The organism is Bacillus sp. FSL R9-9497 (assembly GCF_038005805.1).
Classification (GTDB): domain Bacteria; phylum Bacillota; class Bacilli; order Bacillales; family Bacillaceae_G; genus Bacillus_A; species Bacillus_A cereus.
On record NZ_JBBOTY010000001.1, the window covers coordinates 2,748,385 to 2,763,445 of the forward strand.

Genomic DNA, 15,061 nt, shown 5'->3' on the forward strand with positions numbered 1-15,061 from the left:
AATATACTCCTCCTTTCCTAGCCCTCTCACTTTCTTTTTATGCAATTGACGTGCCAATTCTGTACATATACAATTTTTATAAATAATATTTTTATTTGTAAAAATATTTTAAATTCATAGTAAATAGGTGTATTATTTTTTTATCACTGTCAAAATTTTTATACATAACAGGAGGACATTATGGAATTCTCATTTCCGACTATACAAGAATTTTTGGAAAGCGTTTTAATCAATCATACATGTAGCCTTGATCCCATTAAGAAAATAAACGAAAGGTTTTATTACCTCCCTTCTACTACAGAAGAATATAATTGCGCAATTATTTATGTAGATGACTCATTCACTGCATTAATTGACGCTTTTTCTTATGAATTAGCTGTTATCATCCTTAACGAAAACGATGAGCCGATATGCTGTATAACTTCTCAGCAAATGATTCCATTTCTTTATAAGTCCTACAATGAACTACAGTCATTTTATGACACTGTAATACAAACAACTGACTCTTCTGTTACAGTAATTGATAGTAAAGAATGCGTTCGAACTTGGACAGATGGTGCTGAAAAAATATTTTCAGTCAACCATAATGAGATTATTGGGCAACCGATTACTCGTTTTTTTGATTATAAAGACTTGGAAATTTTACAATCTTTACATGATGGAAAAAGCATAGTCGCTCAGTTCCATCAGCCTCGTCCCGATTTATTCGTATTAATTAATTCAAATCCAGTTTATTGTAATGATGAAATTATAGGAGCAGTCGTTTCAGAAACAGATGTTACAAATCAAGTCGCTTTAAATGAAAAACTATTTAATATGTCACATGAAATGCACCGTTTAGAACAAGAAGTGGCAAAGTATAAAGATGAATCCGATCCATTCCTTGCGATGAATGGAAAAAGTCCTGTTATACAAAGAACGATACAATTAGCTAGAAAAGTTTGTTCGGTGAAATCAACTGTTTTAATACTTGGGGAAAGCGGAGTTGGAAAAGAAGTATTTGCGAAAGCAATTCATGAAGCAAGTGAAGCAGCGAAGGCGCCTTTCATTTCGATTAACTGCGGGGCAATTCCAGAAGCATTATTTGAAAGTGAATTATTCGGTTACGAGCGTGGGGCGTTTTCTGGAGCAAATAGTAAAGGAAAAAAAGGTAAAATTGAACTCGCGCAAGGCGGTACTTTATTTCTTGATGAAATAGGTGAAATGCCACTTGATATGCAAGTAAAACTGTTACGTGTACTGCAAGAGCGAAAGTATTACCGAGTTGGTGGTGAAAAAGAAATTAATATTGATTTCCGTATTATCGCTGCTACAAATCGTGATTTACAAGAAGAAATGAGAAAAGGAACTTTCCGAGAAGATTTATATTACCGCTTAAATGTAGTTAGCTTGCAGATTCCACCGTTGCGCGAAAGACGCGAGGATATTATTGAATTAACCTATTCTTTCTTAAACGATTTTTCAATCAACTATAACAGACCAATTCGTGACTTACCTTCAAGCATTATGCATGAACTGCTTCATTACAATTGGCCAGGTAATATTCGCGAACTTCGAAACGTTGTTGAACGGCTTGTGGTATTCGCAACAGACGGAATTATAAAACAAGAATATTTACCATTTCATACGACTGAAACTTTAGACAACCATACAGCCCATTCCCTATTACTCAGCAACAATAATACAATCCTTTCTTTACAAGAAGAGATGGATGAGCATGAGAAAAAAGTTATCGAAAGGGCTTTACGAATTTTAAATGGGAATAAATTAGAATGCGCAAAACAACTTGGTGTAACAAGGGCTACTTTATATAACCGTTTAAAGAAACTTGGACTTCAATAAAGAAGCAGTATGCACCGATCAGGCATTTACAGATAGCCCTCTCCTCCTCTATATTGGCATGATTTTTGCATATGTAATTTGTGAAAACCGAACTAGAGGAGGAATACACATGACAAATAAAAACAACTTAATCGTTTGTCGTTGTGAAGAGGTTACATATGGGCAACTTCAATCGACAATTGCTGAATATAAATGCTCGGCAAGAGAATTAAAACTAAGAACACGTGCTGGCATGGGATTTTGCGGTGGTCGCACATGCAGAATAATGATAGATCGAATGATTGAAAATGCGAATCCTGACGTAACTCTTAATGAACTACCGTTAAAATATCAACCACCAATACGTGCAGTTACTTTTGGATCGGTAGGTGAAAGTAAATGAGTAGAATTACACATCACCCTATTTTAGGCACTTTACAAAGTAGTAAGCGTATTACCTTTCAATTTAACGGTCATCAATACGAAGCATATGAACATGAAACGATAGCTGCTGCCCTGTTAGCAAATGGAATACGGACATTAAGAGTTCATGAAGATAGCGGAACACCGCGAGGTATTTATTGTAATATCGGGCACTGTTCCGAATGCCGCATGACAGTAAATAATCAAACAAATGTACGCGCATGCTTAACTGTTGTAGAAGAAAACATGGTTGTTGAAAGCGGGAAACAGCATCCGAATATCGTGAGAGAGATGGTGAAAAAACGATGAGTGATGTAATTATTATTGGTGCAGGGCCAGCGGGATTATCTGCTTCTATTTCTTGTGCTCGTTTCGGACTAAAAGTGCTCGTTATTGATGAATTTATGAAGCCAGGCGGGAGATTGTTAGGACAGTTGCATCAAGAGCCTACTGGAGAATGGTGGAACGGAATAAAAGAATCGAAGCGACTTCATGAAGAAGCAGAATCACTTTCAGTACATATCAGGTGCGGTGTTTCGGTCTATAATTTAGATAGAGATGAAAACAATTGGTTTGTACATACTAATATCGGTACGTTAGAAGCACCTTTCGTACTACTTGCTACTGGAGCTGCGGAATATTCTATTCCCCTTCCTGGCTGGACACTTCCAGGAGTGATGTCAATTGGAGCAGCTCAAGTTATGACAAATGTTCATCGCGTGCAAGTTGGAAAAAAAGGAATTATTATTGGTGCTAACATTTTGTCTTTCGCCATTTTAAGTGAATTGCAATTAGCGGGAATTACAGTGGATCATATTGTACTCCCTGAGAAAAGCGAGTTAAGTCAAAAAGCTGGTGAACCTGAAGAAGTTTTAAACTCTCTTTTAAATGCAGCTCACCTCGCTCCTTCTGCTTTCTTGCGAATAGGTAGCCACTTTATGAAATTTGATTGGATTCGAAAAGCTGGATTAACATTCTATCCAAACAACGGAATGAAAATAAACGGAACGCCACTTCACCTTCGGAAAGCAGCTCTTGAAATTATCGGAACAGATCAAGTTGAAGGTGTACGTATTGCTAATATTGACTCTAAAGGAAATGTTATTAATGGATCAGAGAAAATATATGAAGCAGATTTTGTTTGTATTGCCGGAGGATTATACCCACTTGCCGAACTTGCAGCTGTAGCTGGTTGTCCCTTCCATTACATTTCAGAATTAGGCGGACACGTTCCTCTCCATTCCGAAACAATGGAAACCCCTCTTCCTGGTTTATTTGTAGCCGGCAATATTACAGGCATTGAAAGCGGAAAAATTGCGATGGCGCAAGGAACAGTTGCAGGTCTATCTATTGCTAAATATGCAAGCAAAAAACGTGATATAGTCGACCAACAATTATCTCACGCCATTCAAAACGTTCACTTTGTTCGTCAGAAAGCTGCAATTCAGTTTAATCCGATGGTAGATATCGGTAGACGAAAGATGAATGAAATTTGGCGTGATTACTCATCTACATATGCACATACTAAAAAGAGCTGCTGAGATTATTCTCAACAGCTCTCTTCTCTACTCATCTGAGTTATTAATTTTCGCTAATGCGTAAATGCCTTCTTCATCATCTAATTCAAGTTGTAATCTCGCTGCGAATGGATTGACATTATATTCTCTGTCAAGCAATAAGCGTAAAGCTTCGATTAAGTTTGCTTGAATTAAAATTTGCTGGCGACCATTTACCTCTACTTCCGCAGAGAAACCGTAGTCGTCATCATACATGAGTTCAACTAATACTTCTTCTGGACCCACTTGTCTTTTTTCAGCGATATATATACAAAGCGCATTTATAAGCTCTTGTTCAGAAATTTTTATTGTTTCCATGCTACTTCATCTGCCTTCTTCTTACGTTGGTCTTTGAAGTATTTAAATGCACGAACTGCTAACATTACGATACCAGCCATTACTAACATATTTACCATAAACGCTAATACAGAACCAAGAGCTCCCATATTTGCAAATAAGCTACCCATTAGTAAACCACCAAGACCACCTAGTAATAAACCTTTCATAAAGCTTCCTTTATTACTTTTTGGTGCCGTGTTTGTTGCTTTCGTTTTTGAATCTGGAGTCGTTTTTTGAGAATTTACATTTGAGTCTTTTTTGTTTAAATCAACTTTTGACTTTTGACCTGAACTTGGTGTAAATGATTTTTTACCAGATTTGTAACTTTTCGCTGCTGCATGATCTACGAACATAAAGCTACTAGCCCCAAAGATAACCATGAATGCTGTCATTACTGCTACAAGTTTTTTCAACATATTATATCCATTCTCCTTTTATATAGATATATGTGAAATCTATCTTTCTAGTAAATTCAGAATGATAGATTTGTTTTTAAGAACATTTTAAAGGTTCTTATGAACTTATTATATGAACTTTTGTCGAAATATGCAAGTATTATTTACTTTCAACAGTTTGGTCACAAAGGAAAAATTAAGCAAAACAGAATTGACTTTAAATGAAACAAAACATATTATAAGTTCATAAGAACTTTTTATTATTTTGGAGGTGAAAAGATGGAAACATTTCATCTCACACGAAACGAAATGGCTACCCTTCTTCTATCACTAAGAGGATGGAATACGAAAAAGCCTCTCGGTATTTTACAAGAAGCTTGGGCAAAGTCACATAAAAAAGATATTGAAAGCGGACAAAGCGTTACAGCTTTTATTACTACCGCACTTTCACCTATTTTTGAAAAGCTGATTAAAATTGACGATACTGATGTCGGTTTTTCTTTAAATGAAATAGTTGCGCTTGGCAATCAGATTGAAAACACAAGTTTCTCTGTAACTGCTATGCAAAACTGGGTGAAACGAGATATAAAAGAAATGATTGGCTCTCCTCAAAAAGGGAAAAAATATTCAATTGAACAAGCAGCCTTACTATTTATTGTCGAAGATTTAAAAACAGCACTTGATTTTGAATCCATTCGTAAGCTATTACGCCTTATTGTAAATGATCCAGCTGATCGAAGTGATGATTTAATCAATCCTGTTCATTTATATGTAGCATACTCTTCTCTATTTGAAGAACTCAATCAAGGAAATTGCTTACAATTAAATGCAACAGATACCGTTCATACAATTGAAAACATCGTAAAAGAAAAAGCTGATAAAATCGCAAGTAAGTTCGATCAAATTAATAACGAACAACGCGAAGCAATTCGTAACGCTATTATTATTGCGACCCTTTCTGTACATACCGCTTATGTACAAATGTTAGCAAAGCGTTACGTAACAGCAACTTTATTTTTACAGAACTTAGATGTGAAGCCTTAAAAAAACAAGCATCCCCCCGTCATATACCTAGGACAGGGGGATGCTTGTTTTCAATCAATATAAAATACAAAAATCATTTTACATCTAAGTTTCATTATAAAATAACTCTTGATTATGTATTATGTAAAAATCATTACTAACCTAACATTCAACAATGTTCATTTCTTTCTATTAAATTCCTATCAGATTTTCTCGATAAACTTAATTACTTCATCTTTATAATTATATTTGTCATTAATTTCTTGTAATAATTCAATATCATGCGTATGAGTTTTTCCTGTCTCTAACAGCTCACGATATAAATCAATGTAAGGAAGATTTTTATTCATGGCATTTTTATATTCCTTTTCTACATCGTAAAAAACCTTTTTAAACCTCACATCAGTAATCCCTGCCTCATCAATTTCAAGAATTGCATACTGAGCACGCAAGTCAGAATTTAGCTTATTCCACTTGTAAAAAGGTTGTCCAACTGTTCCTGGGTTAATAATTAATTGATCATTGCTACTATAGCGCAACAATTGATGGTGGGTATGAGCGTAAATCGCAATATCATAATCACGATCAAATAGCCGATCAAACTGTTCCTGATTATTAGTGGGCCACAAATCTCCTCCGTAATTTTTATTTTGTAGATTATGACTAATACTGATTGATAAATCATTAACCTGTTTTGTTATATGTAATGGTAAATTTTTAACATGCTTAATATAATTTTCATCCAGGTTTTCACATTGATACTGAACTAATCTAGAAACATAAATATCAGTTGCGTTATCAATATCAATATTTTTATTAAGAACGTCAAGAAAACTATCTTCCCAGTTTCCTTGTACATAAGTATCAACGTTAATACTTTCTAATATTTCAAACAAATCATTCGATCCAGGACCAGGCATAATTAAATCTCCTAAAAACCAATAATCAGTCACACCTTCTTTCATAGAATCTTCGATAACTGCTTTTAAAGCAGTTGCATTTCCATGTACATCTGCCAGTACAGCAATTTTATGTTTCATGTATTTTATTCCCTCCTCTAAATTTACGTTTCCATCTCATTCATTTTTTATTTTCGAACCAAATCAAATTGAATAGGCATATTCTTTTTTAGGCAATTTTACTATCTCTTGAATGAAATTTGATTTCTCTAAAATGTCCTCTAACTGCCCCTCACTATGGACGTAAATACCACCTGCATATGAACTGTACGCCTTTTTCTCAGTTATTATCGCTAAATTGTTATTTTCCTTTCTAAAATCACCCTCCACTCCTTTTTGAAATGATAAACTTTTAGTTGTTGAAACATAAAGTTGAATTAAAGATACTATTTCAACATCATCTGATTTTGCAAAGCACTGTATTTCATTTAAAATCATTTCATCTTGTAACGGAAGAAAGTCTTCTACTTCTAACTTCTCTCCTTTATGAAAGAAGTTTTGAAGTTCAGGAGTATAGAACGAAAGATTTTTCTCCTCTATCATTTTAAAAATTGTTTGCAGCAATATATCTTTTCCTATCACAAACGGATGGCCAAATCCATTATTGTAAAGCCCTTCTTTCATTTTCATTAATTGTTCGATGAAGGGGATTCCCGATTCTTCAATAACAAGTTTACCGTCAATTAAACGCATGTTAGCAATCAATCCTTCTATCTGTAAACCTTCTAATTCAAGCGATGAGTAATATAAATCTCTATTCCAAAAATCTAATTGATCCATTCCTAATGAATTAAATAAGAGCTCATCTATAATTGGAAAAAACCCATCTTCTGTTAAAGCTTTCGTTACATCATCTAATAATCTAGGTGTTTGATTTAAAATCGTACGTATTTCTTCGTCCTCTTGAATGATTCGTACCGTCCACTCACTATGATTTTCACCCGATATTTGCTGAAAAAAAATGTGAATATGGCCCATGTCCAACATCGTGTAGAAGGGCTACAGTAGATACTAGCTTTCGTTCATATTTCGATAAATGTATGTCACCAATCTCAGTAAGATGTTCTATCACTTTATTTACTAGTGCATATACACCTATCGAATGTTCTTCTCTTGTATGTATTGCGTTCTCATGTAAAAAATAAGTATGTCCTTGTTGTTTAATATACGCCAACCTTTGAAATGCTTTTGTATCTATCAATCGAAGGATATCTCTATCACGAATAGAGATTGGTCCATAAATCGGATCTGTAATATACATACGTTCTCCTCCTATTTTTGTAAATGAAAGGCCTATACCATTATACTTAATTTTCAGTCTATTATCATTGATATATGAGAAATTTTTAATAATCTTTTCATTAACCCTTCATGAAAACGTGGCTTATAATACTTTACTATAATACTTTACTATAATACTTATGAGAGACATAAAAAAGTTGAAATAGCAATCCCCTATGCAAATAAGGTATAATCTACACATGGTGAACCTTTTATGTGATTAAATAAAAGGTTCTTATACTCAAAAATTCATAAACTAGAAGGTGCAACAATGTTAAGTAGTTTTATTCATTCAGTATTAACGTTTTTTGAAGGATTAGGTTATTGGGGCATTATGCTTGGACTTATGATTGAGATTATCCCAAGTGAAATTGTCCTTGCTTATGCAGGATACTTAGTATTCAATGGAAGTATCTCATTTATAGGCGCAGTTGTATTCGGTACAATTGGCGGTGTTATTGCCCAAATCTTTATTTATTGGCTTGGACGATACGGCGGACGCCCTATATTAGAACGTTATGGAAAATATATTTTCATACATAAAAAACAAATAGATGCTGCAGAAGATTGGTTTAATCGTTACGGAACTGGCGTCATTTTTACAGCACGCTTCATTCCAGTAGTGCGTCATGCGATTTCAATTCCTGCTGGTATTACAAAAATGCCATTACTACGTTTCACTACATTAACAGCACTTGCGATTATCCCTTGGTCTATTATTTTCATTTATTTAGGTGAAAAACTAGGTGAAAATTGGGAGAATATTAACGATATTGCTGGTCCGTATGTGAAATCATTCGCAATTGGTGGCGTCGTACTTATACTTTTATACTTCGTTATAAAAAAATGGACAAAAAAGCGTAAAAATCTTACTTAAGAATATAACAAAAACCGCTATAAATTCATTTGGAGTTATAGCGGTTTTTTATTTATATTAATCTTCAGGAATTATATAACACCTTTCCATCTACATTTACATGGATAAGCAACCATTCAATCATTTCTTTCGTATATTATCTCAAAAAGGAGTGATTTCTCTATGCATTGGCAGCAAAAAATACCATACTTAATCGGACGCCCTATCGGTATTTCCTTCATAAATGGGCAAGGAACTTCTGGTGTATTATGTTCAGCGCACGATGGTCAATTATATGTGTATGAATACCTTTATCAAGCCCAGTTCGCAATGAAACATTATGATTATAGACAGGTTCAAGATATACATGCATTCCCAAATTGTCCTCACCAAAATCCTCTATACTAAAAAAATCAGAACGGCTCATAGCCATTCCGATTTCTATACTTTATTTCTCAGAATTAAATTTCTGCACTGCTTCATCAAAATAAATCCAACCTTTCCAGCCCAAATGAATTGTATCTTTTAAGAAATACTTATCATATTCATGACCAGAGAAATCAACTACTGGATATCCTGCTTTCTCAACCTGTTCTCGAACTTTTTTATAATACACTTCACGGCGTTCTTTCGGGAAGCCAGTATAATCATACCAAGGCCCATTTACAGGTACAGAAATAAAGAGTGGTTTGACATTTTTCTCTTTAAATAAATCTAAAATAATTTGTAAATCATCGTATTCTGGTGATTCATCATATGTTTCATTTGCTCTAAAGTTTTTTAAACCTTTTAGTTTTTTCTTCAGATTATTCTTATGATAATACGGATTTTCAATTCCGAATGTATTTGTAGTAGACTCCGCTTTCCCTTCTTGTTCTGCGTGTTTACGTGCGTCTTCCCAAGAAATTGAACGCAGTCCGATATTTGTTTTCTCTTTCATCGGTTCGATTTTAAATAAAGAGTTAAATAAATCTCTATGATCTAAAATATTTCGATGCATATAAGCAAGTGGTTTAACTAAACCTGCTTTTATGTTATGTTTCGTATCATTATATACAATACCTTCTAATGAATTTTTTAATATATCATCTTCTTGAACAACTTTATAATCTAATAGCCGTTTCGCGATTTGCTTCTTCATTTCTGGATTTATCTCATCATTAAAAATAAAATGATATGCTTGTTGTTTGGAGAAATTATTAGTGAAATCCCCTTGTGATACACCAGTCTTTGTAAACCATTGTGGTGAAAGAACAAAGACTACTTTTTTACCTTCTAATTCATCCATAGTAGATGTCATATTTAAAATATGAGCTAAACTTTGTGTACCACCAGTTCCAATTAAAAACGGTGTAAAACCAGCTGGATTTACTTTGAAATAATTAGACGGATGATATGCATCCATTCGTAAAAATTCTGATGAACCGTACATCGGTAAATACTGTGAATTCTCTAACATTTTTTGCTGTAAGAAAACACTTTGTAATTTCTCTTTTTGTAAAGAAGTTGCCGCATCTTCTACCTTCTTATCACTAATAAGCGACACTAAACTTTTCGATGGGATTAGAATGATAATGAAAAAAAGCACACACGCTAAAATTATAGGACCAAAAGCATGCTTCATTTTCATCTTCTGTCCCTCTTTCTATCGTTATTAAATTGTAACCCTTGTTTTTGACACGTCATCTTTTCTCTCCTTTTTCTCTATACATGTTCCATTCTATTTATCTATTATATACATGTATGTATTTCCTTACTTGTTCTATTAAGTCCTATATAAATAGCACAAAAAAATGTTTCCATAGAAACACGTTAATTATACAAGATTCTACATAAATTTCACACTGGAATTTTAGTAATAATTTTATTTTTTAACAATGAAAACACATATGAAATGTCTAGAATTCTTTGGATGATGTATGGAGTTCAAAATATGATAATAAGCGCCCGCTATGATCAACTTCATGGGTATATATAAACCCGAGCTTTCGTAAAAGTTTTTTCGAGCTCTCATTTTCTACTTTAACTCTAGCAATTATTCTTGTTACATTCAAAGTCTCTATTGCATATTTGATGGAAGCCTCTGCTGCTTCTAATGCATACCCATTCCTCCAATGTTCTGGGTCAAGGAGATACATAATTTCTATTTCACCTGTTTCATCTACCTTTCTTAAACCACAATGTCCTAAAAGCTTTCCTGTTTCACTATTAAATAACAACCATACTCCGAATTCAAACTGTTCCCAATGTAAGATAAGTTGCCCGATATAGTCATTTGTTTCTTCCTTCGACATTCCTCTTGATTTAGCCAGCCATTTGCCAACAGTATCTTTTTTTAATATGTTATAAAACTGATCAATATCTTCTACAATTGGTTTCCTCATGAATAATCTTTTTGTATAAATTACTTTCTCTTCTTCAAACATAGACATCATTTTCCCTCCAAATACTGTTTACAGACTAATAAATTATACCATGAACTATTTTTCTAACTTTAAATAAGAAAAAACAGACTATCACATACGTGAAGTCTGTTTCCCCATTCTTTTATTTTTGTAAATCTGCCCATTTTAAACTTGTAGCTGGACCAAATTGATGTACATATAAATCTTTCACATATGGTTTTTGTAAGTATGATAATCCGCGCTGGAATACCGGTGCAATTACTGCATCATCAAGTAGCATTTTTTCAGCATCTTGCATTGCTTTCCAGCGAGCCTTTTCATCATTACCTAATTCTGTTTTAATCTTCTTAATTAATGCATCATATTCTGGATTTGCATATTCTGTATTATTGACGCTACTTCCAGAAAGGAATACTTCTAAGTAAGTCATTGGATCCGGATAATCTGGTAACCAGCGTGATAACGACATTTCATATTCTTTCTTCTTCTCAAGTGCTAATTTTTGCGTATGTGGTTGTAATTTCACATTCACTTTTAATCCTGGTAAGTTTTTCTCAAGCTGCTCTTTAATGTACTCTCCAACTTTTTTAAAGTTTTCTAAGTCATAATTTAATAGTTCTAACGTCACTTCATTTGTACCTGTCTCTTGTTTCGCTTTCTCCCAATATTCCTTCGCCTGTTTTACATTTGTCTTATTAAACTCGCCAGCCGTACTTCTAAAATCTTTCTGATCTGGGCCCTTTAAAAATCCTTTTGGTACGTAATAGTTTGCTGCAACCGATCCATCATTTAAAAATGAATCTGCGAGTCCCTTCTTATCAAAAACTGTACTTAGCGCAAGACGTGCATTTTTATTTTTAAGAATTGGTACATTTTCATTAAATCGGAAGAAGTACATAACTGGATCTGTATATTGTTTTAGCTCTTTATTATTTTTATATTTATCTACGAATTCTGTAGAAATAACAGCTCTATCAACTTTATCTGTTTCATATAAATTTACCGCAGTTGAAATTTCTTTTACAATTTGATAGTTTACTTCATCTAACTTCACTTCTTTTTTATCCCAATACTTATCGTTTTTCTTCATTGTAAAGCTAGCTTCATGCTTCCACTCTGATAATGTAAACGGTCCATTATATACCGCTTTATTTGCTTCTAAGCCGTATTTATCACCTTGCTCTTTCGCATATTTTTCGTTAATTGGATAGAAGGATGGTAAAATTAATAATTTCGTAAAATACGGTACAGGGTGTTCTAGCTCTACGACGAATGTTTTATCATCCTTCGCTTTTACTCCTAATTCATCTAGACCTAGTTGTTTTTTATTTATCTTCTCAGCATTTTTTACATCGTACGCAATGTATGCATATTGAGAAGCTGTATCTGGATTAATCAATTGCTTCCAAGCGTATACGTAATCATGAGCGGTTACTGGATCTCCGTTAGACCATTTCGCATCACGCAATTGGAATGTATATGTCTTTCCATCTTTACTCACTTCATATTTTTGTGCGCCGGCTTCAATTACTTCATCATTTTTCGATAGACGGAATAGTCCTTCCATTACGTTATTCAAAACGTTAAACGAGACTGCATCTGTTACTTTCCCTGAATTTAACGACGGAATTTCACCCGTTTCTAGTAACTGTAATACTTTCTTCTCATCTTTCGGCTTTGTTGCAGTTTTTTCTTTTGCGCAACCAACTAAAAATGAAGAAACTAATAGAGTACTAACTAATGAGTAACGAACAACTTTTTTCATTTAAAAACCCCCTCTATTTTTAAGGTAAGTAACGACGAGCACCAGCGTATTCTTCTATATATCCTGGTGTATTTAGCGGTATAATCTCTACCGATCTTTCAGCTCTTGGTGAGTGAATCATATTGCCATCACCAATATACATTGCAACGTGATGGACACTACCTTTCCCTTGATCATGTGCAAAGAAAATTAAATCACCTTTTTGTAGATTTTCTTTATCAACTGCAACTCCTGCTCTTGATTGCGGTCCAGAATCTCGCGGAATTGTAATGCCGTGCGATTTGTAGATTGTATGCGTGAAGCCAGAGCAATCAAATCCAAAACCACTTGTACCAGCCCATATATACGGTAATCCTAAAAACATTTTCCCTGTGTTAATTAAATCATCAGCGGCCGGAGTTGGAATATCAGTTTGAGATTGGTAAACTGTTCCATCATTTTTACGTATCCATGCTTTTTGACCATTTGGCAACAATACACGGTATGAAATTGTGTCTTCACTTAATAGCGGCAGTCTTGTATTATAACTGACTTCAAGTGATTTATGTTTTTCAGAAGGGTTTATATATAAAATCGCTGTTGGTTTGGTTATTAAGACAAAAGGTTCATTTGTTTTATCTGCAAATTCTTGATTATATGTTAATTGTTTTTCAGGTATCCAGCCCGGATAACCTTCTTCATTTCGTGGTGTTGGCTGTCCATGCACTAATACCTTCACCCATTCGCCTTTCTTATCAATAACAGTTACTTCTTGACCGAGTAACGCTTGTGTTTCTAATTTATTTGCATTTGTTAACCATAGTTTCTCGTCAAGTGTCATTGATTTCGTCCATTTCCATAGATCCACTGGATTTGTTGCACTCGGTGTATCGATTGGCCTTAATGAATCAGGTACTGTCCATAACGTTGCAGCAGATACATCTATAAATGCTTTATTATCCTTCTTTTCTTCAGCATTTGCCGATGTAAACGATGAAAATATAAATAAAGTTGTTAAAAATGCAGTTCCTACTTTTTTCATATTTATCCCCCTTAAAAGATAGTTTACTAGTCTCTTCTCCTAAAACTTACTATTCACTGCCGATTGAAGGTTTATCTTTGATCCAGAATAAGTCATTCCTTCTGGCTCTTCCATTAACCAAAGCGGTGCATCAAGATCAAAATAATGAATATTAGGATGCGCTGCCGCTAAATGCGCAACAGCACTAACGGAAAGTGAAGACTCCATCATGCTGCCCACCATACACTTCACACCAGCTGTTTCTGCGATATCTGCAATACGCCATGCTTCACGTATGCCACCACACTTCATTAATTTAATATTAATGAAGTCTGCATATCTTCCTTGAACGAGCTTTAATGCGTCACTTGCTGAAAATATACTTTCATCGGCCATAATTGGCGTTTGCACACGATCTTTGACGTACTTTAACCCATCCCAATCTTTCGCGTGTACTGGTTGTTCAATAAATTCTATATTTAAATTACGATTTTCCATCTCTTGAATGATAGAGACCGCTTCTTTTGGACTCCAACCTTGATTCGCATCTAAACGTAATGTCGTATTTCTTGGTACCACATTTCGAATTGCCTCAATACGTTCCAAATCTAAATGCGCCTCTTTACCCACTTTAATCTTTAATGTTTGAAATCCTTTTTCTATATGTTTCTTCGCTTCTTTTGCCATTAATACAGGTTCATCCACACTCACTGTAATATCGGTATGAATTTTTTTCTTCCCGCCTAACAATGCATATAACGGCACATTTTGATATTGGCAATATACATCATATAAAGCGATATCTACCGCTGCTTTCGCACTTGAATTTCCAATACAACTCATTTGAATGTCCTGTAATAACTGCTGAAACTGAATGATATTTTGACCAATTAAACATGAACGCATCGGTCCTAAAATCGCTTCTTCTATTCCGCTGGTGAAATCCCCCGTAATAACTGGCGTTGCGGCTGCAGCCCCCTTACCAATCACTCCTTCGTCTGTATGAATATAAACATCTATACTTTCAATTTCTGTTACAGTACGAAGTGCGGTTTTAAACGGTGTATGCAGTTTTACACGTCTACGATTTACTTTTACATCTGTAATTTTCATTTTGTTCATCCTTTCGTTCCCCAATGAAGTGAAATCTTAATCCACCGGAGATTTATACCCACGAATTATTAGGTAAACCCATTGGACATTTACTCTTCTATCACTCTACTTTGTTTTCGTTTACT

General features: G+C 34.3%; 15 protein-coding genes and 1 pseudogene. 7 read left to right on the plus strand and 9 right to left on the minus strand.

The features are described 5' to 3' along the window. Nucleotides 1–180: 180 nt before the first annotated feature. From MKY21_RS14175 to MKY21_RS14190, 4 genes are all read left to right on the plus strand, one after another. The gene (locus tag MKY21_RS14175; RefSeq protein ID WP_000395822.1) at nt 181–1,842 is read left to right on the plus strand and encodes a sigma-54 interaction domain-containing protein; all 1,662 of its coding nucleotides are present in this window, start codon (nt 181–183) and stop codon (nt 1,840–1,842) included. Nucleotides 1,843–1,951: 109 nt separating this feature from the next. After that, a complete protein-coding gene (locus tag MKY21_RS14180) occupies nt 1,952–2,224 on the plus strand; it encodes a (2Fe-2S)-binding protein (RefSeq protein ID WP_086392499.1) in 273 nt (90 codons plus the stop codon). Beyond that, the gene (locus MKY21_RS14185; protein WP_000087074.1) at nt 2,221–2,553 is read left to right on the plus strand and encodes a (2Fe-2S)-binding protein; all 333 of its coding nucleotides are present in this window, start codon (nt 2,221–2,223) and stop codon (nt 2,551–2,553) included. The genes MKY21_RS14180 and MKY21_RS14185 overlap by 4 nt, the downstream gene beginning before the upstream one ends. Continuing rightward, nucleotides 2,550–3,785 (plus strand): NAD(P)/FAD-dependent oxidoreductase, encoded by a 1,236-nt coding sequence (locus MKY21_RS14190; protein ID WP_016118067.1) that lies wholly within the window; start codon nt 2,550–2,552, stop codon nt 3,783–3,785. Before MKY21_RS14185 ends, MKY21_RS14190 begins: the two co-directional genes overlap by 4 nt. Before the next feature lie 24 nt (nt 3,786–3,809). On the opposite strand, the gene MKY21_RS14195 is transcribed toward MKY21_RS14190, so the two are convergent. Next, nucleotides 3,810–4,118, minus strand: a complete 309-nt coding sequence (locus tag MKY21_RS14195; RefSeq protein ID WP_000447748.1) for a YxcD family protein — start codon at nt 4,116–4,118, stop codon at nt 3,810–3,812. Continuing rightward, nucleotides 4,106–4,555, minus strand: a complete 450-nt coding sequence (locus MKY21_RS14200; protein WP_000914478.1) for a hypothetical protein — start codon at nt 4,553–4,555, stop codon at nt 4,106–4,108. The genes MKY21_RS14195 and MKY21_RS14200 overlap by 13 nt, the downstream gene beginning before the upstream one ends. Nucleotides 4,556–4,813: 258 nt before the next feature. On the opposite strand from MKY21_RS14200, the gene MKY21_RS14205 reads away from it, so the two are divergent. Further along, nucleotides 4,814–5,578 carry a DUF1836 domain-containing protein gene (locus MKY21_RS14205; RefSeq protein WP_000447231.1) on the plus strand — a complete coding sequence of 255 codons (765 nt, stop codon included), beginning with the start codon at nt 4,814–4,816 and terminating at the stop codon, nt 5,576–5,578. Nucleotides 5,579–5,760: 182 nt separating this feature from the next. Here MKY21_RS14205 and MKY21_RS14210 read toward each other — a convergent pair whose 3' ends face one another. Both MKY21_RS14210 and MKY21_RS14215 read right to left on the minus strand, forming a co-directional pair. Continuing rightward, a complete protein-coding gene (locus tag MKY21_RS14210) occupies nt 5,761–6,597 on the minus strand; it encodes a metallophosphoesterase family protein (RefSeq protein WP_000680867.1) in 837 nt (278 codons plus the stop codon). Between the two features lie 63 nt (nt 6,598–6,660). Beyond that, nucleotides 6,661–7,777: pseudogene (locus MKY21_RS14215) on the minus strand (HD domain-containing protein). A gap of 291 nt (nt 7,778–8,068) precedes the next feature. Between MKY21_RS14215 and MKY21_RS14220 the strand changes: the two are divergent. Together MKY21_RS14220 and MKY21_RS14225 are read left to right on the plus strand one after the other, a co-directional pair. Then, nucleotides 8,069–8,674: a DedA family protein gene (locus MKY21_RS14220; RefSeq protein WP_000952914.1), complete on the plus strand. Its 606-nt coding sequence runs from the start codon at nt 8,069–8,071 to the stop codon at nt 8,672–8,674. Nucleotides 8,675–8,836: 162 nt separating this feature from the next. Beyond that, nucleotides 8,837–9,061, plus strand: coding sequence for a hypothetical protein (locus MKY21_RS14225; RefSeq protein WP_000558692.1), 225 nt, complete (start codon nt 8,837–8,839; stop codon nt 9,059–9,061). 40 nt (nt 9,062–9,101) lie between these two features. Here MKY21_RS14225 and dltD read toward each other — a convergent pair whose 3' ends face one another. The 5 genes from dltD to MKY21_RS14250 form a co-directional block, all read right to left on the minus strand. Beyond that, nucleotides 9,102–10,283: a D-alanyl-lipoteichoic acid biosynthesis protein DltD gene (dltD, locus tag MKY21_RS14230; protein WP_000782300.1), complete on the minus strand. Its 1,182-nt coding sequence runs from the start codon at nt 10,281–10,283 to the stop codon at nt 9,102–9,104. A 268-nt stretch (nt 10,284–10,551) separates the two neighbouring features. Continuing rightward, nucleotides 10,552–11,085, minus strand: coding sequence for a GNAT family N-acetyltransferase (locus tag MKY21_RS14235; RefSeq protein ID WP_000061611.1), 534 nt, complete (start codon nt 11,083–11,085; stop codon nt 10,552–10,554). 115 nt (nt 11,086–11,200) lie between these two features. After that, nucleotides 11,201–12,823, minus strand: coding sequence for a peptide ABC transporter substrate-binding protein (locus tag MKY21_RS14240; RefSeq protein ID WP_000758259.1), 1,623 nt, complete (start codon nt 12,821–12,823; stop codon nt 11,201–11,203). A gap of 19 nt (nt 12,824–12,842) precedes the next feature. Then, entirely contained in the window at nt 12,843–13,844 is a 1,002-nt protein-coding gene (locus MKY21_RS14245; protein ID WP_000755427.1) for a C40 family peptidase, read from the minus strand. A 39-nt stretch (nt 13,845–13,883) separates the two neighbouring features. Further along, complete coding sequence (locus MKY21_RS14250; RefSeq protein ID WP_001038455.1) at nt 13,884–14,945, minus strand: dipeptide epimerase; 1,062 nt, start codon at nt 14,943–14,945, stop codon at nt 13,884–13,886. Between the last annotated feature and the right edge of the window lie 116 nt (nt 14,946–15,061).

What these genes read in the sequence shown, in the direction of transcription:
- MKY21_RS14235 (WP_000061611.1), bottom strand. Translation starts at nt 11,085, where the DNA reads ATGTCTATGTTTGAAGAAGAGAAAGTAATTTATACAAAAAGATTATTC.
- MKY21_RS14185 (WP_000087074.1), top strand. Translation starts at nt 2,221, where the DNA reads ATGAGTAGAATTACACATCACCCTATTTTAGGCACTTTACAAAGTAGT.
- MKY21_RS14245 (WP_000755427.1), bottom strand. Translation starts at nt 13,844, where the DNA reads ATGAAAAAAGTAGGAACTGCATTTTTAACAACTTTATTTATATTTTCA.
- MKY21_RS14225 (WP_000558692.1), top strand. Translation starts at nt 8,837, where the DNA reads ATGCATTGGCAGCAAAAAATACCATACTTAATCGGACGCCCTATCGGT.
- dltD (WP_000782300.1), bottom strand. Translation starts at nt 10,283, where the DNA reads ATGAAAATGAAGCATGCTTTTGGTCCTATAATTTTAGCGTGTGTGCTT.
- MKY21_RS14190 (WP_016118067.1), top strand. Translation starts at nt 2,550, where the DNA reads ATGAGTGATGTAATTATTATTGGTGCAGGGCCAGCGGGATTATCTGCT.
- MKY21_RS14195 (WP_000447748.1), bottom strand. Translation starts at nt 4,118, where the DNA reads ATGGAAACAATAAAAATTTCTGAACAAGAGCTTATAAATGCGCTTTGT.
- MKY21_RS14210 (WP_000680867.1), bottom strand. Translation starts at nt 6,597, where the DNA reads ATGAAACATAAAATTGCTGTACTGGCAGATGTACATGGAAATGCAACT.
- MKY21_RS14180 (WP_086392499.1), top strand. Translation starts at nt 1,952, where the DNA reads ATGACAAATAAAAACAACTTAATCGTTTGTCGTTGTGAAGAGGTTACA.
- MKY21_RS14220 (WP_000952914.1), top strand. Translation starts at nt 8,069, where the DNA reads ATGTTAAGTAGTTTTATTCATTCAGTATTAACGTTTTTTGAAGGATTA.
- MKY21_RS14240 (WP_000758259.1), bottom strand. Translation starts at nt 12,823, where the DNA reads ATGAAAAAAGTTGTTCGTTACTCATTAGTTAGTACTCTATTAGTTTCT.
- MKY21_RS14250 (WP_001038455.1), bottom strand. Translation starts at nt 14,945, where the DNA reads ATGAACAAAATGAAAATTACAGATGTAAAAGTAAATCGTAGACGTGTA.
- MKY21_RS14175 (WP_000395822.1), top strand. Translation starts at nt 181, where the DNA reads ATGGAATTCTCATTTCCGACTATACAAGAATTTTTGGAAAGCGTTTTA.
- MKY21_RS14200 (WP_000914478.1), bottom strand. Translation starts at nt 4,555, where the DNA reads ATGTTGAAAAAACTTGTAGCAGTAATGACAGCATTCATGGTTATCTTT.
- MKY21_RS14205 (WP_000447231.1), top strand. Translation starts at nt 4,814, where the DNA reads ATGGAAACATTTCATCTCACACGAAACGAAATGGCTACCCTTCTTCTA.